17 protein-coding genes are annotated in these 22,537 nt (G+C 63.9%); 7 read left to right on the top strand and 10 right to left on the bottom strand.

Annotated elements, in window-relative coordinates; genetic code table 11:
* Positions 1-89 precede the first annotated feature (89 nt).
* A complete protein-coding gene (locus AC0YKC_RS18185) occupies positions 90-920 on the bottom strand; it encodes a UDP-2,3-diacylglucosamine diphosphatase (protein ID WP_320295813.1) in 831 nt (276 codons plus the stop codon).
* Between the two features lie 121 nt (positions 921-1,041).
* Between AC0YKC_RS18185 and AC0YKC_RS18180 the strand changes: the two genes are divergently transcribed.
* Both AC0YKC_RS18180 and AC0YKC_RS18175 read left to right on the top strand, forming a co-directional pair.
* Positions 1,042-1,821, top strand: coding sequence for an SDR family oxidoreductase (locus AC0YKC_RS18180; protein ID WP_488512037.1), 780 nt, complete (start codon positions 1,042-1,044; stop codon positions 1,819-1,821).
* 164 nt (positions 1,822-1,985) lie between these two features.
* Positions 1,986-4,310: an NADP-dependent malic enzyme gene (locus AC0YKC_RS18175; RefSeq protein WP_320295815.1), complete on the top strand. Its 2,325-nt coding sequence runs from the start codon at positions 1,986-1,988 to the stop codon at positions 4,308-4,310.
* A gap of 16 nt (positions 4,311-4,326) precedes the next feature.
* Here AC0YKC_RS18175 and AC0YKC_RS18170 read toward each other — a convergent pair whose 3' ends face one another.
* Positions 4,327-4,965 (bottom strand): DUF1287 domain-containing protein, encoded by a 639-nt coding sequence (locus AC0YKC_RS18170; protein ID WP_488512036.1) that lies wholly within the window; start codon positions 4,963-4,965, stop codon positions 4,327-4,329.
* Positions 4,966-5,195: 230 nt separating this feature from the next.
* On the opposite strand from AC0YKC_RS18170, the gene AC0YKC_RS18165 reads away from it, so the two are divergent.
* Positions 5,196-6,431, top strand: a complete 1,236-nt coding sequence (locus AC0YKC_RS18165) for a DUF2865 domain-containing protein (protein ID WP_488512035.1) — start codon at positions 5,196-5,198, stop codon at positions 6,429-6,431.
* Here the strand turns inward: AC0YKC_RS18165 and gltX are convergent.
* On the bottom strand, positions 6,349-7,722 hold the full coding sequence (gltX, locus tag AC0YKC_RS18160) for a glutamate--tRNA ligase (RefSeq protein ID WP_488512034.1): 1,374 nt from the start codon (positions 7,720-7,722) through the stop codon (positions 6,349-6,351). The two genes, AC0YKC_RS18165 and gltX, sit on opposite strands and share 83 nt — an antisense overlap.
* Positions 7,723-8,433: 711 nt before the next feature.
* On the opposite strand from gltX, the gene AC0YKC_RS18155 reads away from it, so the two are divergent.
* The gene (locus AC0YKC_RS18155) at positions 8,434-12,210 is read left to right on the top strand and encodes a vitamin B12-dependent ribonucleotide reductase (RefSeq protein WP_488512033.1); all 3,777 of its coding nucleotides are present in this window, start codon (positions 8,434-8,436) and stop codon (positions 12,208-12,210) included.
* Between the two features lie 1,285 nt (positions 12,211-13,495).
* Here the strand turns inward: AC0YKC_RS18155 and AC0YKC_RS18150 are convergent.
* The 4 genes from AC0YKC_RS18150 to AC0YKC_RS18135 all read right to left on the bottom strand — a co-directional run bounded on the left by AC0YKC_RS18150 (position 13,496) and on the right by AC0YKC_RS18135 (position 17,229).
* The gene (locus AC0YKC_RS18150; RefSeq protein ID WP_488512032.1) at positions 13,496-13,783 is read right to left on the bottom strand and encodes a hypothetical protein; all 288 of its coding nucleotides are present in this window, start codon (positions 13,781-13,783) and stop codon (positions 13,496-13,498) included.
* Between the two features lie 469 nt (positions 13,784-14,252).
* Positions 14,253-15,374, bottom strand: a complete 1,122-nt coding sequence (locus AC0YKC_RS18145; RefSeq protein WP_488512031.1) for a glycoside hydrolase family 25 protein — start codon at positions 15,372-15,374, stop codon at positions 14,253-14,255.
* Between the two features lie 149 nt (positions 15,375-15,523).
* Positions 15,524-16,309: a phosphodiester glycosidase family protein gene (locus AC0YKC_RS18140; protein WP_488512030.1), complete on the bottom strand. Its 786-nt coding sequence runs from the start codon at positions 16,307-16,309 to the stop codon at positions 15,524-15,526.
* Positions 16,310-16,356: 47 nt separating this feature from the next.
* Positions 16,357-17,229 (bottom strand): undecaprenyl-diphosphate phosphatase, encoded by an 873-nt coding sequence (locus tag AC0YKC_RS18135; RefSeq protein ID WP_488512029.1) that lies wholly within the window; start codon positions 17,227-17,229, stop codon positions 16,357-16,359.
* Between the two features lie 203 nt (positions 17,230-17,432).
* On the opposite strand from AC0YKC_RS18135, the gene AC0YKC_RS18130 reads away from it, so the two are divergent.
* On the top strand, positions 17,433-18,365 hold the full coding sequence (locus AC0YKC_RS18130; protein ID WP_488512028.1) for a hypothetical protein: 933 nt from the start codon (positions 17,433-17,435) through the stop codon (positions 18,363-18,365).
* A gap of 16 nt (positions 18,366-18,381) precedes the next feature.
* Here the strand turns inward: AC0YKC_RS18130 and AC0YKC_RS18125 are convergent, their stop codons facing one another.
* Positions 18,382-18,594, bottom strand: a complete 213-nt coding sequence (locus AC0YKC_RS18125; RefSeq protein WP_140647475.1) for a hypothetical protein — start codon at positions 18,592-18,594, stop codon at positions 18,382-18,384.
* A gap of 275 nt (positions 18,595-18,869) precedes the next feature.
* On the bottom strand, positions 18,870-19,265 hold the full coding sequence (locus AC0YKC_RS18120; protein WP_320295825.1) for a GFA family protein: 396 nt from the start codon (positions 19,263-19,265) through the stop codon (positions 18,870-18,872).
* A 181-nt stretch (positions 19,266-19,446) separates the two neighbouring features.
* On the opposite strand from AC0YKC_RS18120, the gene AC0YKC_RS18115 reads away from it, so the two are divergent.
* Positions 19,447-20,484, top strand: a complete 1,038-nt coding sequence (locus AC0YKC_RS18115; RefSeq protein WP_488512027.1) for an isopenicillin N synthase family dioxygenase — start codon at positions 19,447-19,449, stop codon at positions 20,482-20,484.
* A 13-nt stretch (positions 20,485-20,497) separates the two neighbouring features.
* Here the strand turns inward: AC0YKC_RS18115 and AC0YKC_RS18110 are convergent, their stop codons facing one another.
* The gene (locus tag AC0YKC_RS18110) at positions 20,498-20,746 is read right to left on the bottom strand and encodes a ParB N-terminal domain-containing protein (protein WP_095490758.1); all 249 of its coding nucleotides are present in this window, start codon (positions 20,744-20,746) and stop codon (positions 20,498-20,500) included.
* A gap of 149 nt (positions 20,747-20,895) precedes the next feature.
* Here AC0YKC_RS18110 and AC0YKC_RS18105 point away from each other — a divergent pair, with 149 nt between their 5' ends.
* Positions 20,896-22,536 (top strand): N,N-dimethylformamidase beta subunit family domain-containing protein, encoded by a 1,641-nt coding sequence (locus tag AC0YKC_RS18105; protein ID WP_488512026.1) that lies wholly within the window; start codon positions 20,896-20,898, stop codon positions 22,534-22,536.
* Position 22,537 lies beyond the last annotated feature (1 nt).

The following is a 22,537-nucleotide window of genomic DNA, read 5'->3' as shown; positions in this document are numbered from 1 at the left end:
TTACGAACGAGGCCTGGGAGCGAGCGCGGCTCGCCTTTACATCAGCGCGACGAAGGCGGCAGGCTGAACCGGGAACAAGGCAGCTGCGTTCAAGCCGCCTGGGCCGCCCTGCCCTTGAGGTCGATGATATCGACCGGCACCAGCGCTTCATTGCCGGCCGAAGCCTCCGGCAGCACATGCGCCCAGGTCAGGATCTCCATGCGGCCGTCGAAATGTTCGACCACCGCCGTGCAGCTTTCCACCCAGTCGCCGGTGTTGATGTACTGCACGTCGCCATAGCTTTCGATTGCGGCATGATGGATGTGGCCGCAGATCACGCCGTCGACATGCGAGCGCCGCGCTTCTTCCGAAAGCACGGTCTGGAACGAGCCGATGAAGTTGACCGCCTTCTTGACCTTGACCTTGGCCCATGACGAGAACGACCAGTAAGGCAGCCCGAGCAGGTGGCGCAGCCTGGTCACGACACGGTTGACCAGCATCGCCGCGTCGTAGGCATGGTCGCCGAGATAGGCGAGCCAGCGCTGGTTGTGCACCACCGTGTCGAACTGGTCGCCATGGATGACCAGCAGGCGCCGGCCGTCGGCGGTCTCGTGGATGGCGCGGTCGGCGACGACGATGCCGCCGAAATGCACGCCCTGGAACTGGCGGGCGAATTCGTCGTGATTGCCGGCGATATAGGTGATCGAGGCGCCCTTGCGCGCCTTGCGCAGCAACTTCTGCACCACGTCGTTGTGGCTCTGCGGCCAGTGCCAGCTGCGCCGCAGCCGCCAGCCGTCGACGATATCGCCGACCAGATAGATGATCTCGGCGTCGTGATAGCGCAGGAAGTCGATCAGGAAATCGGCCTTGGCCGCTTTCGAGCCGAGATGCACGTCGGAAATGAACAGGGCGCGGAAAGTGCGGGGCTCTGGGTCTGACATCACGATTTTACCCTTGGCTTTCGCGTGCCTATGCCCCGATTCATGCAACAACCGTATGACGGTTGCGGTTGGTCCAGCCCAGGCGCTAGCTTGCGTGCAAGTCAATCAGGAGAAAACCGTCATGGATCTCGGCATTCGCGGCAAGAAGGCCATCGTCTGCGCTTCGAGCAAGGGACTTGGAAAAGGTTGCGCCGTGGCGTTGGCCGAAGCGGGTGTCGATCTCGTCGTCAACGGCCGCAACGCAGAGCTGCTGGCGAAAACCGCCGCCGAGATTCGCAAAAAGTTCGGCGTCAACGTGATCGAGGTCGTCGGCGACGTGTCGAAGCCCGAGGTGCAGCAGGCGATACTCGCCGCCTGCCCGGATCCCGACATCCTGGTCAACAACAATGGCGGCCCGCCGCTGCGCGATTTCCGCGAGCTCGACCGCACCAAGATCCTCGAAGGCGTGACGCAGAACATGGTGACGCCGATCGAGCTGATCCAGGCAGTCATAGACGGCATGGCCAAGCGCGGCTTCGGCCGCATCGTCAACATCACCTCGCTGTCGGTCTATGTGCCGATCCCCGGCCTCGACCTGTCGTCCGGCGCACGCGCCGGCCTGACCTCCTTCCTCGCCGGAGTGGCACGTACCGTGATGGACCGCAACGTCACCATCAACAGCCTGCTGCCCGGCAAGCTCGACACCGACCGGCTGCGCGGCCCGCACGAGGCCGGGACAGTCGAGGATCCGGCGGCAGCCGCCGCGCGCAAGGCCCGCATCAGCGCCGACGTGCCGGCAAAACGTCTCGGCACGCCGGAGGAATTCGGCCAGATCTGCGCCTTCCTGTGCTCGGTCCATGCCGGCTACCTCACCGGCCAGAACATCCCGGTCGATGGCGGCCTCTACGTCAGCGCGTTCTGACCGTAGCCAATCCAAAAGGCTTGAGGCCCACAGCCCAACCGACTGGAATCGATTGATTATTTTCGCTCCGACATTGTGAATGCCGGAGCCCGCTATTTGCCGTCGCGAAAACGCTCCGACGCATGCTAAAAGGCTCCAAACCAGTATCGCAGGGAGGGGCCGCAATGGACGGCGAGAGCAAGAAAACGGCCCGGTCGGACCTCGACGAGGCCGCCCTCTTCTTCCACAAGCACCCGACGCCGGGAAAGCTTGAGATCCAGGCAACGAAGCCGCTCGGTAATCAGCGCGACCTTGCGCTCGCCTATTCGCCGGGCGTCGCCGCGCCCTGCCTCGAGATCCGCGACGACCCGGCAACCGCCGCCGACTACACCGCGCGCGCCAACCTCGTCGGCGTCGTCTCCAACGGCTCCGCCGTGCTCGGGCTCGGCAATATCGGTCCGCTCGCCTCCAAGCCGGTCATGGAAGGCAAGGCGGTGCTGTTCAAGAAATTCGCCGGCATCGACGTCTTCGACATCGAGATCGACGCGCCGGAAATCGAGCGCATGGTCGAGACGGTGGCAGCGCTGGAACCGACTTTCGGCGGCATCAACCTCGAGGACATCAAGGCGCCCGAATGCTTCGAGGTCGAGGAGCGGCTGAAGGCCCGCATGGGCATCCCGGTCTTCCACGACGACCAGCACGGCACGGCGATCATCGTTGCAGCCGCGGTGCTCAATGGGCTGGAACTGGCCGGCAAGGCGATCTCCGACATCAAGATCGTCACCTCGGGCGCCGGCGCCGCGGCGCTTGCCTGCCTCAACCTTCTGGTCTCGCTCGGCGCCAGGGTCGAAAACATCTGGGTCACCGACCGTTTCGGCGTCGCCCACAAGGGTCGCGTCGAGGAGATGGATCGCTGGAAAGACCCTTATGTGAAGGATACCGAGGCGCGCACGCTGGCCGACGTCATTCCCGGCGCCGACGTCTTCCTCGGCCTTTCCGCCGCCGGCGTGCTGAAGCCGGAGCTGCTGCAGCACATGGCGCCGAAACCGCTGATCCTGGCCTTGGCCAACCCCAATCCCGAGATCATGCCGGAAGCGGCAAGAGCCGCGCGGCCGGACGCCATGATCTGCACCGGGCGCTCGGATTTTCCCAATCAAGTCAACAACGTGCTCTGCTTTCCTTACATCTTCCGCGGCGCGCTCGATTGCGGCGCCAGCGCCATCAACGAGGAGATGAAGATGGCGGCCGTGCGGGCGATCGCAGCCCTTGCGCGCGAGGAGCCATCAGATGTTGCGGCGCGCGCCTATTCCGGCGAAACGCCGATGTTCGGCCCCGATTTCCTGATCCCCTCGCCCTTCGACCCGCGCCTTATCCTGCGCATCGCGCCGGCGGTGGCGAAAGCCGCCTGCGACACCGGCGTCGCGACGCGGCCGATCGCCGACTTCCTCGCCTATATCGACAAGCTGAACCGCTTCGTCTTCCGCTCCGGCCTGGTGATGAAGCCGGTGTTCTCCTCCGCCAAGGCTTCAAGCGCCAAGCGCGTCATCTATGCCGACGGCGAGGACGAGCGCGTGCTGCGCGCGGCACAGGTGGTGCTGGAGGAAGGCATCGCCGAACCGACTTTGATCGGCCGCCCGCATGTGGTGGAGGTCAGGCTGAAGCGTTACGGTCTGCGCATCAAGCCCGGCGTCGATTTTGCTCTGATCAATCCGGAAGACGATCCGCGCTATCGCCATTATGTCGACCTCTTGATCGAACTGGCCGGCCGGCGCGGGGTGACGACGGAAGCCGCCCGCACCATGGTGCGCACCGACAACACCGTGATCGCCGCGCTTGCGTTGAAGCGGGGCGACGCGGACGCCATGGTCTGCGGTCTCGAAGGCCGCTTCGAGAGGCATCTGCGCAATGTCAGCCTCATCATTGGTCCCCGCGCGGGCATCAAGGACAGGGACCTGTCGACGCTGTCGATGCTGATCTCGCAGCGCGGCATCATCTTCCTCACCGACACGCATGTGTCGGTCGACCCGACGGCGGAGGAGATCGCTGAAATGACGGTGCTGGCGGCGGAGGAAATCCAGCGCTTCGGCATCGAGCCGAAGGCAGCGCTGCTGTCGCATTCGGATTTCGGCTCGCGCGATTCGCCCAGCGCGCTGAAGATGCGCCGCGCGGCGGAAATCCTCGGCCGCATCGCGCCCGGCTTGCAGTGCGACGGCGAGATGCATGCCGATACAGCACTTTCGGAGCATCTGCGCCAGCGCGTCTATCCGCATTCGCGGCTGAAGGGCGAAGCCAACCTGCTGGTCTTCCCGAATCTCGATTCGGCCAACATCACGCTGACGGCGCTGCGCGCCATGATGGACGCGTTGCATGTCGGGCCGATCCTGCTCGGCACGGACAAGCCCGCGCACATATTGACGCCGTCGGTGACCTCGCGCGGCGTCGTCAACATGACGGCGCTCGCCGTGGTCGAGGCGGCGCACAAGGCGCAGGCGGTGGTCGAGTTGGGCTAGGTGGGAGCTAAGCTTTTCAGATAGGCGCGAAGCGAAAATGCCCCGTCCGCCTGAAGACAAATAGCGTATCCTCCTCGCGGGCGCCCTGGCCGATGTTGTGAATGACCAGCGGCCGTTCCGACGCCTCGGCCGAGCGATTGGTCGAGACGATGGCGATATGCGTCAGGTTGCCGGGCAGCATCTGGGTGACGAGATCGCCCGGCTGGTAGTCGGCGGGATCGTCGCTGACGGCGAGCGAAGCGCCTCGCCGTTCGAAGAACACGGCGAGATTGGGCACCCTGCGGTGGTCGATGTTCGGATCGGTCGACTTCAGGCCCCAGGCCTTCGGATAGGCGGCGAAATCGGCCAGCATGTCCTCGTGCACCAGCTTTTGCAGGTCGAGCCGGAAGGCGTGGCGATAGGCGCGGATCACGACGTCCGTGCACACGCCCCGGTCCTGCGCGACATCCCCGCCAGGATAAGGAATGCGGGTATATGTCGGATCGTAGAGCGTGGTGACGCCGATCTGCCCGCGCGCGGCATCGACCAACCTGAAGGTCCAGTCGGGCGTGGCGATCTTCGCCACCGCAGGCGTGGCTTTCCTGGCCATCGCGTCCGGCACCGCCAAGAACAGAAGCCCGAATTGCAATGCGCTTCGACGGGTCATCGGGATCATGCATCGCCCCTCTCTTGCAAGCCGAATTCGTGGAATTGGTCCCGCGCGAAAGCGTCTTTTTTAGGCTCTCGGCGTTTTTGGGCCGGCGACGGCAAATTGTGTTTCCGGTTGAAAATGCCTGGTGCCGAATTGTTCTGGGTCCGGTGGCGCCGACTCTGGCATAGTCGATTAACCACGGCGGCGTAGCTTCGGGTCGATCAAGCGATTTGGGCGGGCAATTGGGGTTTCGGATGAAAGGCGCGGGGTTGAAGCTGACCCATCTGTTGGCGCTGCTTGCAGCGCTTGCAGGCTCGGCTGTCGCCGTGACCCAATCCCAGGCCGCGTCTCGCGCGTGCAGGCAACTCGAAGCCGAACTCGCCGCGACGCGCGGCGGCGGCGGAGGGCCGGGCATCGTGCGCAAATATGACGATGCCATCCAGCGCCAGCGCGAGCAGCTTGCCAAGGCCCGCGGCCGGGCGAGCGACGCCAATTGCGGCTTCACGCTGTTTTCGCGCAATGTCAGCCAGTGCGCGGCGATCAATGCCTCGATCCAGCGCATGAACGCCAATCTCGACACGTTGCAGGCCAAGCGCGCGCGCCTGGCCGCCGGCGGCACGCAGCGAGACCGTGGCCGCATCCTGGCCGCGCTCGATGCCAATGGCTGCCGCGACGACGAGATCGCGCCGCGCCGCGCCCCGCTTCGGGAGGCGGCGCGCGACAATGGCGGCGGCAATCTGTTCGAGCAGCTTTTCGGCCGCCAGGACCAGCAATTCGAAACGCCCGACGCCGCCAACGTCCCGGACGCGGCGGATGTACCTGAAGATGATCCCAGCGTGCGCAACATCCGCCGTATCATCAACCAGCCGGACGGCATGGACCTGCCGCGATTGGGCGGCGAGTTCCACACCATGTGCGTGCGCACCTGCGACGGCTATTTCTTCCCGATGTCGAACGCCGCTTCCGTCGGCGATTTCGAGCGCGACCAGAAGAACTGCGAATCGAGCTGCCCGGGTACCGAGATGCAGGTCTTCTATTCGCGCGGCATGGACGACGACTCGGGCTCGATGACCTCGTCGGCGACCGGTCAACCCTACAGCGAGCTGCCGACCGCCTATCTCTACAAGCAGGCCAATTACTCGCGCCCGCCCACTTGCGGCTGCAACGCGCAGGCCAGCAATGGCAATTTCACGATCATCGGCGGCAACCCGCCCAATCCCGAACAGTCGCAGCCGGAGAACGAGGCAACGCCCTTCATCCCGATGCCGGCGGTAAAGCCCGATCCCGGCGCAGATCCGGAAACACTCGCCAATGCCGAGGGCGGGCTGGACCAGGACGCGATCAAGCGGCTGACCACCAAGGCGCCGGTGTCGCCGGTCTCGGCATTGCCGCCGGACCAGCGCAAGGTCAGGGTCGTCGGGCCAGCGTTCCTTCCCGACCCATCAGCGGCAATAGATCTGAAAGCTCCGGCCCCGAAGTCCGCCCGGTAAGGGCGAGCCTCAGTGGCATGAACAACGGCTTGCCCTTGCGCCCCGTGGCTTCCCTGATCTTGCCGGTCCAGTCCTTCCACACCGTGCCGTTCCACGGTTCCTCCGGCAACAGTTCGAACGCCTGGTTGAGGAAATCGCGGTCCTCGCCGGAAAACTCGGCCGGCTCCTGCGGGCCCTCGCTCAGGATGCGCCACCAGGCGACCGCGTCCGACAGGCGGTCGAGATTGCCGCGCACCGCCATCCAGAAAGGCTCGGCCTTGTCGCCGGAAATGCCGAGCACCATCAGCCGGTCGCGCGCTTCCTCGAAGGACATATGATGCATCAGCGTGCGGTTGAGCACGAAGAGCTCGTCCGGGTCGAATTTGGAGGCGGACTTGGACGTCGCCGCCGGGTCGAAATGGCCGGCAAGCTCGTTGAGGTCGTGCGCTGCCGTGACATTCTCCGACGTGCCGACGAGCACCGCCAGCGAAGCGACCGCCATCGGCTCGATGCCGTCCTCGCGCAGGCTTTCGATCGACAGCGCGCCGGTGCGCTTCGACAGCCCCTCGCCCGACACGGTGGTGAGCAGATTGTGGTGGCCGAAGACCGGCGGCTCGGCGCCGAGCGCCTTGAAGATCGAGATCTGCACGCCGGTGTTGGTGACATGGTCGTCGCCGCGAATGACATGGCTGACGCCCATCTCGATATCGTCGACCACCGAAGGCAGCGTGTAGAGATAGGTGCCGTCCTCGCGTACCAGCACAGGATCCGACAGCGAGGCGAGGTCGACGGTCTCCTCGCCGCGCACCAGGTCGTTCCAATGCACTTCGGTCCGTTCAGGCTGCAGCGGATCGCTGGTGAAATTGGGCAGCAGGAAGCGCCAGTGCGGGCGCCGCCCGTCTGATTGATACTCGGCCACCTGCTCGGGCGTCAGCGTCAGCGCCTCGCGGCCATAGACCGGCGGCAGGCCGCGCGTGCGGCGCACCTTGCGGCGCAGATCGAGCTCTTCCGGCGTTTCGTAGCAGGCATAGAGCACCCGCGCCGCCTTCAGTCGCTCGACCGCCGCGTCGTAAATCTCGAAGCGGTGCGACTGGTATTCGGTGACATCCGGGAAGATGCCAAGCCAGTGCAGGTCGTAAAGGATGGAATCGGCGTATTCCTGCTTCGAGCGGGCAATGTCGGTGTCGTCGAAGCGCTGGATGAAACGGCCCTTGTTGTTCATGGCGAAAAGCCAGTTGAACAGCGCGGTGCGCGCATTGCCGATATGAATGCGACCGGTCGGCGATGGGGCAAAACGTACAGTAACTGTCATGAGCGGGGCGTAACGGATGCTTTTGGTGTTGACAAGGCGCGCCCCCGCGCGAACGCAACAGATAGTGCAAGCCAGCTAAAATGAAAAGCCGACGCCCGACACGCTTCGCGGCAGATTGACAAACCGCGTCAAGTGCCTGCGAAGCCGAGCTTCCTGTGTCCCCGTTATCCACATATGTGACACACAAGATGTTGGGGTCACAAAAGCTACAAAAACGAATCCTTGACGGGTCGGACCGAGTCGCTTTTTATGGGCCATGCGCTCCTGTTGCGGGCGCGACCGGAGAGTTCTGAGGCCGGTCTTTTTTCCCGGATTTTGTGCGTTTTGCCCGAATTTCCGCCTGTTCACGAGGCTGGCGGAAGCGTTGGGATCGTTAGGGCTTGGGTGGGCGAAAGGGAGAATTGTCGGCCTGGAAAAAATGATCTGTTAACACTATATTTAGTGTTTGCAGGCAGGCTAGACGCTAGATAGTGTGAACCTCCCTCTACGGAGGGAATCGACAAAAGTTTCAGTTTAGGGACCCGTGAGGGTCGGCCTGCAGCCTCGGCAAACGCTTGGGAAAGCGTTTTGCTGTCTGCGTGCCGGCACTTGCGACGAGGAGAGTGCCGGCGCTGCTCGCAATGCCGGCAAACGGCGGACTGCGCTTTTCGGCTGGTGGGGCAGAAATCCCCGCGGAGAAGCGCTATATATAGACACAAAGGGACCGGACCAATGCGCATCGAGCGTCGCTTCACCAAGGAAGGCCAATCTGCCTATGCGGAGATCGAATTCCGCAAGGCTTTGTCGGAGATCAAGAATCCCGACGGCTCGGTGGTGTTCCGCCTCGACAACATCGACGTGCCGGCGCAGTTCAGCCAGGTCGCGGCCGACATCCTGGCCCAAAAGTATTTCCGCAAGGCCGGCGTGCCGGCGCGCCTGAAGAAGGTCGAGGAAAACGACGTCCCCTCCTTCCTGTGGCGCTCGGTCGCCGACGAGGCCGAGCTCGCCAAGCTGCCCGAAGCCGAGCGCTATGGTTCGGAAACCGACGCCCGTCAGGTCTTCGACCGGCTGGCCGGCACCTGGACCTATTGGGGCTACAAGGGCGGCTACTTCAAGTCCGAGGATGACGCGCGCGCCTTCCGCGACGAGCTTGCCTATATGCTCGCCACCCAGCGCGTGGCGCCGAACTCGCCGCAATGGTTCAACACCGGCCTGCACTGGGCCTACGGCATCGACGGCCCGAGCCAGGGCCATTTCTATGTCGACCCCTTCACCGGCAAGCTGACCAAGTCGAAGTCCTCCTACGAGCACCCGCAGCCGCATGCCTGCTTCATCCAGGGCGTGCAGGACGACCTCGTCAACGAGGGCGGCATCATGGATCTGTGGGTGCGTGAGGCGCGCCTGTTCAAATACGGTTCCGGCACCGGCTCGAATTTCTCGATGCTGCGCGGCGAAGGCGAAAAGCTTTCCGGCGGCGGCCGTTCGTCCGGCCTGATGAGCTTCCTCAAGATCGGCGACCGCGCGGCGGGCGCCATCAAGTCGGGCGGCACGACGCGCCGCGCGGCAAAAATGGTCATCGTCGACGCCGACCATCCCGATATCGAGGACTTCATCGACTGGAAGGTCAATGAAGAGCAGAAGGTCGCCTCGCTGGTGACCGGCTCGAAGATCGTCAAGAAGCATCTCGAAGCCATCATGAAGGCCTGCGTCAATTGCGAAGGCCATGACGACGACTGCTTCGACCCGGCTCTGAACACCGCGCTGAAGCGCGAGATCAAGGCGGCCAAGAAGGACGGCGTGCCGGAGAACTATATCTACCGCGTCATCCAGTTTGCCCGCCAGGGCTACACCTCGATGTCGTTCAAGACCTACGACACCGACTGGGATTCGGATGCCTATCTCACCGTCTCCGGCCAGAACTCCAACAATTCGGTGTCGCTGAAGGACAACTTCCTGCGCGCCGTCGAGGCCGATGGCGACTGGCAGCTCACCGCCCGCAAGGACGGCAAGGTGCTGAAGACGCTGAAGGCGCGCGACCTGTGGGAAAAGATCGGCTATGCCGCCTGGGCTTCCGCCGATCCGGGCCTGCACTTCAACACGACGATGAACGACTGGCACACCTGCGCTTCCGCCGGTGCGATCCGGGCCTCCAACCCGTGCTCGGAATACATGTTCCTCGACGACACGGCCTGCAACCTCGCCTCGATCAACCTCCTGCCCTACCGCAATGCCGACGGCACGATGGACATCGCCGCCTACGAGCACACCGTTCGCCTGTGGACCGTCGTGCTCGAAATCTCGGTGATGATGGCGCAGTTCCCGTCCAAGGAGATCGCCAAGCTCTCCTACGACTACCGCACGCTCGGCCTCGGCTACGCCAACATCGGCGGCCTGCTGATGACCTCGGGCATCCCTTACGACTCCGACGAGGGCCGCGCCATCTGCGCCGCGCTCACCGCCATCATGACCGGCGTCGCCTACTCGACCTCGGCCGAGATGGCCTCCGAGCTCGGCGCCTTCCCGGACTATGACCGCAACGCCCAGAACATGCTGCGCGTCATGCGCAACCACCGCCGCGCCGCCTATGGCGACAAGGACGGCTACGAGAAGCTCGCCGTCAATCCGGTGCCGCTGGTCGCTTCCGACCTCAAGCAGCAGGCTTTGGCCGAGCATGCCCGCGCCGCCTGGGACCGCGCCATCGAGCTCGGCGAAGAGCACGGCTACCGCAACGCGCAGGCAACCGTGATCGCGCCCACCGGCACGATCGGCCTCGTCATGGATTGCGACACCACCGGCATCGAGCCCGACTTCGCCCTGGTGAAGTTCAAGAAGCTCGCCGGCGGCGGCTATTTCAAGATCATCAACCGCGCCGTGCCGGAAGCGCTGCGCACGCTGGGCTACTCCGAGAGCCAGATCGCCGAGATCGAGGCTTACGCCGTCGGCCACGGCAACCTCAACCAGGCGCCCGGCATCAACCCGTCCTCGCTCAAGGCCAAGGGTTTCACCGATGAGAAGATCGCGGCGCTCAATGCGGCGCTGAAGTCGGCCTTCGACATCAAGTTCGTGTTCAACCAGTGGACGCTCGGCGCCGACTGGGTCAAGGAGACGCTCGGCTTCGCCGACGAACAGCTCGGCGACATCTCCTTTGAGATGCTGCCGGCTCTCGGCTTCTCGAAGAAAGACATCGACGCCGCCAACATCCATGTCTGCGGCGCCATGACGCTGGAAGGCGCGCCCTTCCTGAAGGCCGAGCACCTGCCGGTGTTCGACTGCGCCAGCCCCTGCGGCAAGATCGGCAAGCGTTCGCTGTCGATCAACAGCCACATCCTGATGATGGCGGCAGCCCAGCCCTTCATCTCGGGCGCCATTTCCAAGACCATCAACATGCCGAACGAGGCGACGGTCGAGGACGCCAAGAACGCCTATATGCTGTCCTGGAAGCTGGCGCTGAAGGCCAACGCGCTCTATCGCGACGGCTCGAAGCTGTCGCAGCCGCTCAACGCCTCGCTGCTCGCCGATGGCGAGGAGGATGAGGATGAGGCGGTCGAGCAGCTGATCGCCGCGCCCGCCGCCCAGCGCGCCGTGCAGGTGACGGAAAAGATCGTCGAGCGCGTCATCGAGCGCCTCTACCGCGACCGCGAGAAACTGCCGAACCGCCGCAAGGGCTACACCCAGAAGGCCGTCGTGGGCGGCCACAAGGTGTATCTCAGGACCGGCGAATTCGATGACGGCCGCCTCGGCGAGATCTTCATCGACATGCACAAGGAAGGCGCTGCCTTCCGCGCCATGATGAACAACTTCGCCATCGCGATCTCGCTCGGCCTGCAATATGGCGTGCCGCTCGACGAATATGTCGAGGCCTTCACCTTCACCAAGTTCGAGCCGGCCGGCATGGTGCAGGGCAACGACGCGATCAAGAACGCCACGTCGATCCTCGACTACGTGTTCCGCGAGCTTGCCGTCTCCTATCTCGGCCGCCACGACCTCGCCCATGTCGACCAGTCGGACTTCGACAAGACCGCGCTCGGCCGCGGCATCACCGAAGGCAAGGCGACGCCCTTCTCCAAGGGCCTCTATCGCGGCGCCTCGCCGGTGAAGCTGGTGTCGGGTATCGGCTCAGAGCCGAAGGGCTTCGGCGGATCGGCTCCGACCACCGCCCCTGCCCGCGCCGCGCCGACCGCCTTCGTCGGTTCCAACGTGCTGGCGCTGAAGCCGGCCAGCGACGAGGCGCTCGCCTACAAGCGCGACTATGAGGAGCGCGCCCGGGAACTGGCCGAGGATATGGTGGAAGAAGAAGCCGAAGCCGCCGGCGGCGCCGAGGCCCTCTTCACCGACGCCGCGGCCAACGAGGCCGCCGAGGCGAAGAAACTCGCCGCGACGAGGCGCCAGCAGTCGCTGCTCCAGGGCTACACCGGCAACGAATGCTCCGAGTGCCACAACTTCACCATGGTGCGGAACGGCACCTGCGAGAAGTGCGACACGTGTGGCTCGACGAGCGGGTGCAGCTGAGACTCAGGTGCCACCACTACCTCGGAAGCATGAAATGAGCGAGCCCGGCCTGTCGCCTCTCAGAATCTCGCTCAACGTCAAGCTAGATCGCTCATTCGACACACGAAGTCTGCTCACCCCCGGGCGATAAGCCAAAAACCCAATCTCCCGGGCGCTTTTCGCGCCCGGAAATGCCAACAAGAACCCAAGTGCGCCTTGCGGCCAAGTCAAACGTGAGCGAAGGGACGATCCGCGACTTCGAGAGCGGGAAACGGCGGCTGCGTCCTGGAAGAGTTACCGCGATACGCCTAGCCCTTGAATTGGCCGGCGTCCTGTTTACAGAACCTCATCTGTCACGTCACGATAGAAAAGCCCGCGCCCCTCAGCGGAGGCGCGGGCTCGGTGTTGCACACCAGTCTGCGGTTTTTGAGGGGACGCCGCAGACACCTTTCCAACAATGACCGCAGGCTCCAGTTCCCATCTTTCTGACGAAAAGGCCCGCCGACCGAGGCCGACGGGCAGATGCTGGTAGCCTGGGTGCGCAAAGTGGCAACGTGCGCAACAGGTTGTCCCGGAACAGCGCGACACCTTGCATTGTTCCCATAATCAATGTGCCTTGCCCGTCAGTCGCACATACGTGAGACGAAGGTCCCTGCCTTGCAACTCATAGGTCCCGACCGTGAAACATCTTCCCGAGATGAATCTTAGCATGCGCAGGCGAGCATAGTCCATCTTGGACAATCAAACCTCAGATTTTGGTCATTGAGGCTGTCAGGAATTGGCAATAGGGCCTCCCGCACCGAACTGGAGCGGATGCCCACCATCATCGCAGGTAAATGGTGGGCATCCACGAACTGGCCGCTCGGGCTTTCGACATGATCAAGCAGGTAACGGACAATCGATTGGCGAACGTCCGGTGATGTAAGCGTCGGGGCGAGCGCTACCATTTCACGCCCTATGAATGGAGCCGTGTTTCAGTGCGATCTGCCGGCATCCGGTCATCCGCAAGGGCTCATGGTTCAAGGTCATAGCCACCTTTAGATGGTCCGGGCTGCAAGGCGGCGCTGCGGCTTGGATTTCGATGGCCGAGGCCATCCACGCCGTCAGAGAGCGGTTCCCGCGTTGCGAGCTGACGGATTGGGAACTTGGCGATTACATAGCGCGAAGCGCCGGCGAGGAAGATAGAGGGCTTTCACGCTATAGTAGCGCGCAGGTGACACAGCTTTCGCCGCCTCATCGCCGCCGACAACCGATAAGGCGGACACGTGGTCCGCCTTATTTCCTTCTGTTAGGCCGTGAGAACGAGTTAGCCACCCATCTTCTTAGCCATCGCGCAGAAATCGGCGTGCGCCTTGTTGAGCGTGGTATCGCCGCAGTCTTTCAGCACCGCAGTTCGTTCGTCAGGTTTCATCGCCATCCACGCCGTTTTGAAATCGGTTTCCGACCTCAGGGTTTTCATACCGGCATCGGTGAAAAACGGAGACATCTTGGCCGGATCATCGAGCGCAGACGTGCCTGTGGTGGACCCAGCCATCGCTGCACCACCCATCAGAGCGAGCGCAAGTGCGCCCATGCTGAGCATCTTGATATTCATCGGACTACCTCCTTGCCTTCCAAATAATGACCCTGGAAACAGAACGTCCTCCTAATGAGAGAGTTCCAAACGCCGCTAACGACGGTGGTCGTTTGCTAGCGACCGTTCGGCGATGCCTGTTTCTCCCGGAAATTCTGGAGCGAAGATGCCTCAACTTAGCTCGCTGCGGGGGAATTTCACTTGGCCGGTAATGCCCAGCTTTACCCATTCGCCCTAAGAAACGGGTCGATCCTCGGATCTGCGCGCGTCGCTTCGTTCCTTGCTCCGCCCGTGGATGACGAAGGCGCGCCGCGGCCCGATACTTCAAAGGAGCGGCCTTCCCTGGAACACCCCTCATCCGGCCGCTTCGCGGCCACCACCCGGCCCTTCGCAGGCTCAGGGCATTCGACGCTCGAAAAGCCAAGCAATTGGCTTTTCGTCCGCTAACGCGGACCGCCTCTCACCCCACAAAGGGAGAAGGCAGAAGCACCTAATCCGCGTCGGCAACCATCTGCCCGCCGCCGCCCAGCCATGCGCGCCATTGCCGCTCGTCGCCATGAAACACGTTGAGGTCGATGCGGCCGCTCACGCCATGCGATAGGCCGGAGCCGGAATACTGCCAGAACACCCACTTGCGGCCCGGATAGACTTTTGACGGGTGCGCCGCCACCGCGCGCAGCCAGAACGGATAATCCAGGAAGGCGCCGCGCAAATTGTCGCGATAGAAATCGGGGCTGGTGTAGATGATGGGCCGCTGGCCGTAGTGGCGTTCCAGCTTATCCATGAACACCTGCATCTTCTCCAGCACCTTTTCGCGCGAAGGCCGCCGCTTGCAGGAGGAATCGCCGTTCCACTCGACATCGATGACCGGCGGCAGCGCGCCGTCCATCTTGGGCACGTTGCGGATGAACCAGTCGGCCTGCTCGCCGGCCGTGCGGCACCAGTAGAAGAAGTGATAGGCGCCGCGCTTCAGCCCGGCGGCATCGGCATTGCGCCAGTTCTTCATGAACATCGGATCGAGATGGTCGCCGCCGTCGGTCGCCTTGATATAGGCGAAGTTGGCGCCCTGGGCGCGCAGCTTCTCCCAGTTGATGTTGCCCTGCCAGCGCGAGACGTCGACACCGTGCACGGCGAGATGGCGAGGCGAAGAGCGGCCGAAATTGATCGGCTTGGCGTCGCGGAACGCAGAGCGGGTAACTGGGCCAGCGAGCATGGCGGGCGCCGCGCGCGACAGCCGCTTCGGCGGCGACACGAGCGCGGCCTCCTGCACCGGCGGCTCGACGCTGTCCGGCAGATCGGCCGCCGGGAAGTTCACTGTCTCCTCCTCGGCAAGGCCGAAGGGGCGCTGGTTCTCATCGTCGGAACGAGCGTTCTCTTCATCGAGCAAGGGCGCCGGCGGCTTGAAGCGCGAAGCGCCCGACATCGACGCGGTCTCGACGGTTCTTTCGGTTACGGCGGTCCGCACGCCCTTCGACACCGGCGCGCTCGGCCGCACGACCGAGCTCGTCGTCTCGTTGGACGGCATCTGCAAGGCATCGACGCCCGACGTGGACGAGCAGCCGGCAAGGTATAGCGAGGCGAGCACGAAACTGACGACGCCAAAAATCCGCATCTTTGACCTGTACGCAAAACAAAACAGACCGAGGCAGGAACAGCGCCGCCGGAACCCCCATTCCTAATGAGAAATTACCAACAAAGTTTGAATCAAAATTTACTTTTGGCGCGACCGGATGATTCGGAGCGGCGTCGAAGCAAGCTTGGCTAGCGCCTGAACACGCCGATCATCGGCCCGAGATTCCAGAAATCGTCGTTGCGGCCGATGCCGGGCGCATAGAGGCTCGAGATCGAGCCGTCGAGGAAGAGCGCGTTCGGGCAGCCGAGCTGGTCGCGGAACAGCCGCGCGAATTCGTGAAAGGTCACGACATCGTCCGAGATCGCGAAGACCGCGACGCCGTCGGCGCGCACGCCCACACCATCGCGGATCTTGCGCGAGGTGCCGTCTGCCTGGAATTTCGGATGCAGCTTGCCATCGATGACCAGCATCGGCCCGGACTGCGTGGCGTAATCGACGCGCGGCGGACGCTTGAGATAATCCTTGGTCGCGCGAACCCCGGCCTTGCCGCCGCTGAGATAGAAGATGCCGTTGGGCTGCATCGAGAAATTGCCGGTTCCCGATCCGGTCTTCGCCGGCGTGACCTGCTCGCCGCGTTCGACATAAAGGCCGACCGGCGCGAGGTTCGGGTGGTACATGCCGGCATTGATGCCGAAGAGCATGGTGCGCCCCGTCGCCTGCTGCGCGCTGCGCAGATTATGCAGCGACCGATAGAGGTCGCCGTCCTTGTTCTTCCAAAACAGCTCGATGGAAAAATGCTTCGGGTCGGCTTCGCAGACGAGGTAGGCCGCGTTCTCGAAAGTCTGGTTGCGGCAAGGCGGCAATGCCGCCAGCCACTGGCCAAGGCCCATGCCGGCGCCAAGCGCCGCCGGCGCCGCCGACTTCACCAGCGTCGCCAGCAAAGGCAAAGATTGCAGCAAGCTAACAAGATCCATCGGCGCATCCGAGGGTCAGGGCGATATGGCGGATTGGGCCGCGCCCGCTAGGTGAGCCAGCCGGTGGCGACGCAGATCAGCAGCACCAAGCCGAGCAGGCCGCGATAGATGACGAACGGCCAGGCGGAGAAGCGCTCGAGCACCCGCATCAGCCCCCAAATGGCGAAGAAAGCCGAGATCGAGGCGACGATAAGGCCGACGGCCAGGATCGACCAGCCATGCGCGTCGAGATGCACCTTGTGCAATTCCCAAAGCTCCTTGAGGCCGGCCAGCGCGATGGCCGGCAAGCCGAGCAGGAACGATAGGCGCGCCGCCTCCGGCCGGGCGAAGCCAAGCCCCATCGCCGCCGTCAGCGTCGAGCCCGAGCGCGATACGCCGGGAATAAGCGCGCCGACCTGGGCGACGCCCACCAGCAGCGCATCGAGGATCGACGCCTGGCGCAGCATCAGCTTGTGGCTGGCGAAGATTTCGGCGAGCGCCAGAAGGATCGCCATGGCGATACAGGCCCAGCCGATGACGGCAAGCCCGCGCAAGGGCGAATTGCAGGCGTTGAGCACGCCGGAAAGCGCCAAGCCGGCAATGACGATCGGGATTGTGGCAAGCACGATACTCATCGCGAGGCGGAAATGGCGGTCGCCGAAATCGCGGCGCGAGATCGCCGAAATCGATCCGAACAGCACGTCCCTGACATCGGTCCAGAAATAGCTGATCACCGCAGCCAGCGCCGCCAGCTGCATGGCGGCGGAGAAGGCCGAGCCGGGGTCCTGCCAGCCGAGCACGGCCGGCACGATGCGCATATGCGCCGTGGACGAGATCGGCAGCAATTCGGTGATGCCTTGCACGATGCCCAGAAATGCCACCTTGGCATAACCCAGGCCGACAAAGCCGGTGTCCAGTCCTTGAGTGCAGACGTCGGTCATACCGGTCCTTTCCCCGTGTCCCGGTCGTCATCCGGGCAAAAAGTGAATCGTCATCGAAAGCCCATCGAGGACAGGCTTAGCCTCACGATAGCGTGATTCCAACTCACGGATTTGTAAGGTGCCGCTAATCCTGCTTGACAACAGGTGTCATCATATTATTCTCTGCTAATCTTACACTGTAAGGCAAATCGGAGGAGCATGCCATGTCGACCGCCGCCCTCTCGGAACTGCAGCCAGTCGTGCCGCCGCAAACGCACGCCCCGGACATCGCGATCGAGGAGGTGTCGCGCGATCTCAGCCGCGCCATCGAGCGCACCGAAGTCGCGGCCTGGCTTGACGCCTACGCAGCGGCGCCCGCGGATTTCGCGGCACGGCAAGGGCTGTCGATCGCGCGCGACGGCGACCTTGTCTGGACCACCTGCACGACGATCCCGTTCATCCATTTCAACTGCGTGAAGAATATCGGCGTCGATGGTCCGGCGACCGAGGAACAACTCGATGCGCTGCTCGCGCACTACCGCGCGGCCGGCATCATGCGGCCGTGGTTCTACAGCAATCCGCATACCGAGCCGTCGCGGCTGAGATGCTGGCTGGAAGCGCGCGGAATGCAGCAGCACGGCGGCTGGGAGCGCATCTATCGCGACGCGACGCCGCTGCCGGACAAGCCGCTCTTCCCGGCCGATCCGCTTATCCCGGTAGACGATCTGGTGGTCGAGGAGGTCACGCCCAGGACAGCTTCGGATTGGGCCTCTTTCATCGATGCCAGATACAGGCTGCCTACCTCTCCCTGGCTCACCGCGCTCGTCGGCCGCAGGGGCTGGCATCACTACATGCTAAGACGCAGAGGCGCCGTGGAGGCGGTGCGCTCGCTCTTCATCGGCCCAGACGGCGCCGCTTGGAGCGGCATCGACGCGCCGGTGCCGGGGATCATGGCCCCAAGCTTCGATCTTGATGCCATGCTTGGCGAAAGGTTGATTCGCGACGGCATCGCCGCCGGCGCGAAACTGTTTGTCGCCGACATCGAGGCGCCGCGCCCCGACCGCGATGGACCGGCCTATCGCAACTACGACCGGCTCGGCTTCAGGCTCGCCTATTTGCGCAGCCACTACAGTTACTTACCCGCGAATTCTAGCTGACGGTCCCAAGGCTGCCTCAGCGATAGAGCCACTGCTTCAGGCAGCTTCTTGCCACCACATGGGCGGGCGGCACCGAAGCCTGGTCGATGCGGGAATCCTCGCCCGCCCTGTCGCGAGCCTTTTCCAGAAGCAGGCGAAGCTCGGCCGGGCGCACGCGGTCGCGCGCCATTACGAGCTGGACCATCGGGTCGTTCAAAAGCTCGTCCAGGGTGTTGATGCTCTCGCTCATCCGTCGCCTCCTCGATGCCTTCCCGCATGGCGCTTAGATAGGCAGCCAATGATGGCCCGCCAATGACGCTTTGCCGGCTATCTCGTGAATCGAAGATGAAATTTTTGTGCAGGCACTCTTCCTTCTCCCCTTGTGGGAGAAGGTGGATCGGCGCGCAGCGCCGAAACGGATGAGGGGTGCTCCAGGGAAGGCCAGCGCCTCACTCCGCTGGAACACCTCTCATCCGACCGAGCTTCGCTCGGCCACCTTCTCCCACAAGGGGAGAAGGTAAAGCGCTACGCCGGCGGCGCGCCTTCATATTGCGGCAGGCCATCGTCAAGCATCACCCAGGACTGCTTCGAGGCGGTCCAGAAATGCATGTCGGGCTTGAACAGCGACGGATCGTCGAGCGAGCCGGAGGTGACGCCGAGAATGCCCCTTGCGTCGCGGCGTGAGAACATCGTCGTGCCGCACACCGGACAGAAGCCGCGCTGGAGGTCGGGCGTGGAATTGATCGTCGCCACCGGCCCTTCGATCGTCACGTCGTCGATGCGGAACAGAAGCCGCGCGTTGAAAGCGGCGCCGATCGCCTTCTGGCAGATCCGGCAGTGGCAGACGCGCTCATTGATCGGCTCCGCCTCCGTACGATAGCGCACCGCGCCGCACAGGCACCCGCCCTGGTATTTCGTCATGACAATCACTCGGTTACTGGAGAACGCCGGCACGGTAGCGCCGGGCATCACAGCGTCAATCAAAAACCATTGATGGGTTATGATCGGCCGCCCTGATGTGGTGGCCCAATAACGGGGACTCGCCTGCGATTGACAATTGCCAGCCGCCACGCCCTGCTTGCGGTGTCCGACGGAAGGAAGAATGATGGCCGACATCGACACAATTGCGATTGCAGCCTTGTTCGGTCCGCCCTCGCCCGCCCGCGACCAGGCCGACGCCAGAATCATGGCGGCGGCCTCCGGCATCGGCTTCATGGCGATCCGCGATTTCCCGGGCGACGACTGGCTGACGCCGCAGAACCGGGCGCGGTTGCTGGCGATCTTTTCGCTGCCCGAGGCGGAAAAGCAGAGGCTCCTGCGCTGGAATTTCGACCCCACGCGAAAGAACGTCTATCGCGGCTGGTTTCCGCTGCAGCCGACTGCCGTCTCCTACAAGGAAGGTATCGACATGGGGCCGGACATTGCCGATGCGCGGGCCGCCCCCGCAGGCCTCGATGCCAACGACCCGCTTTGCGAGGCGACACCGCTGCCCGCGGAGAACATCCTGCCCGGCTGGCGCGCCGCCGCCGCCGGTTACTACAAGGCCATGGAATCGGTGGGTAACGCCCTGCTGCGCTCGGTGGCGCGCGGGCTGGGTCTTACCGAGACAGTCTTCGACGCCGATTTCGAAGGCGGCATCTCGACATTGCGCCTGATCCGCTATCCGCTGCGCGATCCAAACAGCAGCGTCGACCTCTCCGGCCCCGACTTTTCAGTGATGCACAAAGGCGAGACGCGCACGATCATCGGCCGCGAGCATGCCGATTCCGGCTTCGTCACCTTGCTGGCGCAGGACGGCGTCGAAGGCCTGCAAGCCAAGAACCTCGCCGGCGAGTGGATCGACGTGCCGCCGGCCGATGGCACGCTCGCCGTCAATTTCGGCCAACTGCTGGAGCGCTGGACCGCTGGCCGGGTGCGCGCGACAATGCATCGGGTGATCGCGCCGAGAAAAGCGCGCTTCTCGATCCCCTTCTTCTATGAGCCGCGCGTAGACGCCGAGATCACGCCGTTGCCTTTGGCCGGCGCCGAACCTTTCGAGCCCTTCCTTTATGGCGACTATCTCTGGGATACGGCGACGAAATTCGTCGAGATGAGCGGCGTCAGGCACCTGCGCCAGCCACGGCGGGCGAAGGCTTCTTGAGCGAAACGAAGGATTAGTGGCGCTTGGCCTGGACGAGATAGGCGTCGATCTCGGTCTCGCCCAGCCATTTGGCCGCTTCCAGCCGGTGCAGGCCTTCGACCAGGATGTGACGCTTGCCGTCGTGGCGCACCTGGATCGGCGTCTTCATGCCGTTCTCCAGGATATCTTCGGCGAGATGGCGCACGGTTTCGGGATGCAGCGTCTTGCGCCGCGCCGTCGGCACGTAGATGTCGTCGACCTTGACCTTTTGCACACGCAGCATGTTGGCTCCCGCGATTGGAACATCGCCTGAAGCTGAATAGTCCGTTTGCCGGATATCGCCAAGCGCAAGCGCCTGCTGGCCCGATGCTTTCCATTTGACGCTTGGCCGGCCAATGGTCTCAATGACGGCCTCGTGATCTCAGGTGCTCCTTGACGCAACTGCCCACCGAATTCCCCGATTTCGGGCTGACGCCCGAGCAGCGCCGCGAAGCGGTGCGCGGCCACTATTACGAATGGCCGGGAATGGATGGCCCAAGCGGCGAGATCTGGTGCTACAGCGACCGTTTTTCCTATCGTCCGGGCGAGACGGTGACGCTCTTCGTCAGTTCAACCGGGCCGCAATTCAGCATCGCCATCGTCCGCGACGGCGCCCCCGAAACCAGGGTCTTCGAGAAGACAGGCCTGTCGGCGCGCTGGCAGGACACGCCCGACCAATGCTCGGTCGAAGGCTGCGGCTGGGAGGCGTCGTTCGAATTCCGGGTCGGCGACGACTGGCCGTCAGGCGCCTATCGCGTGACGCTTTCGGCCGATGGGCGGGACGGCAAGCCCTTCCACAGCCATCACCTCTTCATCGTCGCGCCCCCGCCCGGCCGAAAAGCTGGCCGCCTGCTGCAGGTGGCGGCGACCGGCACATGGCTCGCCTACAACACCTGGGGCGGTTCCAACCACTATCAGGGCATTACCGGCACGAACCGCGACCAGTACGCGACCACGGTGTCGACGCAGCGCCCCTGGTGCCGCGGCTTCGTTGTGCTGCCCAAGGATGCGCCGCGCGTGCCACTGGAAGTCGCGGTGCCGCCGAAGACCGTACCGCGCTATCCGCATATGGAATGGGCTTTCGCCACCGGACATTCGAAGAAATATGCCTCTTCAGGCTGGGCGAGCTATGACAGCCACTTCTTCCGCTTCGCCGAGCGCGCCGGCTACCAGGTCGATCTCGTCAGCCAGCACGAGCTGCATTTCTCGCCTGAAATCCTCGACGGCTATGACTGTGTCGTCTTCGTGGGACATGACGAATACTGGACCTGGGAGATGCGCGACGCGGTCGACACCTATGTGACCCGCGGCGGGCACGCGGCGCGCTTCGCCGGCAATTTCATGTGGCAGACCAGGCTGGAGGACGAGGGCCGTCGCCAGGTCTGCTACAAATACAAGGCGCGCGCCGAAGACCCCGCATATCGCGGCGGCGACATCACCCGCGCCACCAATTCCTGGGAGGCGCCCGAGATCGGACGCCCGGGCAGCGCCACCTTCGGCCTCAATGCGACGCGGGGCGTCTATGCCGGCTGGGGCGGCTGCGCGCCGCGCGGCGTGCGCGGCTTCCCGGTGTACCGGCCCGACCACTGGGCCTTCGCCGGCACCGGCATCTACTATGGCGACCTGCTCGGCGCCGACAGCCATGTCTATGGCTATGAGGTCGACGGCCTCGATTTCGAGATCCGCGGCGGCCTGCCCTACCCGACCGCGACCAGCGGCGCGCCGGACGGCTTGCAAGTGCTGGCCGTCGGCATGGCGAGCCAGGTCGAGGAAAGCGCCGACATCCCGATCGAGGACCAGTTCCTCACCGACGAGGACGGCCGCTTCACCGCCGAGACCTTGTTCGGCGAGGCCAGCGACGCCAATCTCGACAAGGTCAAGCGCGGCAACGGCATGATCGTCAATTTCCCGCGCGGCAAGGGCGAAGTGTTCCACGCCGGAAGCTGCGAATGGGTCGCCGGCCTGCTAAGGCAGGACGCGATGGTCGAACGCGTGACCAGAAATGTTCTCGATCGCTATCTCGGAAAGTCCTGAC

Source organism: Mesorhizobium sp. CNPSo 4661 (assembly GCF_057784215.1).
Note: the sequence above shows the minus strand (reverse complement) of the source record. Positions and strands in the feature narration are given on the sequence as shown.

Coding starts and splice junctions, on each gene's coding strand:
- AC0YKC_RS18145 (WP_488512031.1), bottom strand. CDS start 15,374: ATGCGGATTTTTGGCGTCGTCAGTTTCGTGCTCGCCTCGCTATACCTT.
- AC0YKC_RS18125 (WP_140647475.1), bottom strand. CDS start 18,594: ATGAGCGAGAGCATCAACACCCTGGACGAGCTTTTGAACGACCCGATG.
- gltX (WP_488512034.1), bottom strand. CDS start 7,722: ATGACAGTTACTGTACGTTTTGCCCCATCGCCGACCGGTCGCATTCAT.
- AC0YKC_RS18170 (WP_488512036.1), bottom strand. CDS start 4,965: ATGATCCCGATGACCCGTCGAAGCGCATTGCAATTCGGGCTTCTGTTC.
- AC0YKC_RS18135 (WP_488512029.1), bottom strand. CDS start 17,229: ATGACCGACGTCTGCACTCAAGGACTGGACACCGGCTTTGTCGGCCTG.
- AC0YKC_RS18180 (WP_488512037.1), top strand. CDS start 1,042: ATGGATCTCGGCATTCGCGGCAAGAAGGCCATCGTCTGCGCTTCGAGC.
- AC0YKC_RS18130 (WP_488512028.1), top strand. CDS start 17,433: ATGTCGACCGCCGCCCTCTCGGAACTGCAGCCAGTCGTGCCGCCGCAA.
- AC0YKC_RS18115 (WP_488512027.1), top strand. CDS start 19,447: ATGATGGCCGACATCGACACAATTGCGATTGCAGCCTTGTTCGGTCCG.
- AC0YKC_RS18140 (WP_488512030.1), bottom strand. CDS start 16,309: ATGGATCTTGTTAGCTTGCTGCAATCTTTGCCTTTGCTGGCGACGCTG.
- AC0YKC_RS18120 (WP_320295825.1), bottom strand. CDS start 19,265: ATGACGAAATACCAGGGCGGGTGCCTGTGCGGCGCGGTGCGCTATCGT.
- AC0YKC_RS18175 (WP_320295815.1), top strand. CDS start 1,986: ATGGACGGCGAGAGCAAGAAAACGGCCCGGTCGGACCTCGACGAGGCC.
- AC0YKC_RS18110 (WP_095490758.1), bottom strand. CDS start 20,746: ATGCTGCGTGTGCAAAAGGTCAAGGTCGACGACATCTACGTGCCGACG.
- AC0YKC_RS18150 (WP_488512032.1), bottom strand. CDS start 13,783: ATGAATATCAAGATGCTCAGCATGGGCGCACTTGCGCTCGCTCTGATG.
- AC0YKC_RS18165 (WP_488512035.1), top strand. CDS start 5,196: ATGAAAGGCGCGGGGTTGAAGCTGACCCATCTGTTGGCGCTGCTTGCA.
- AC0YKC_RS18185 (WP_320295813.1), bottom strand. CDS start 920: ATGTCAGACCCAGAGCCCCGCACTTTCCGCGCCCTGTTCATTTCCGAC.
- AC0YKC_RS18155 (WP_488512033.1), top strand. CDS start 8,434: ATGCGCATCGAGCGTCGCTTCACCAAGGAAGGCCAATCTGCCTATGCG.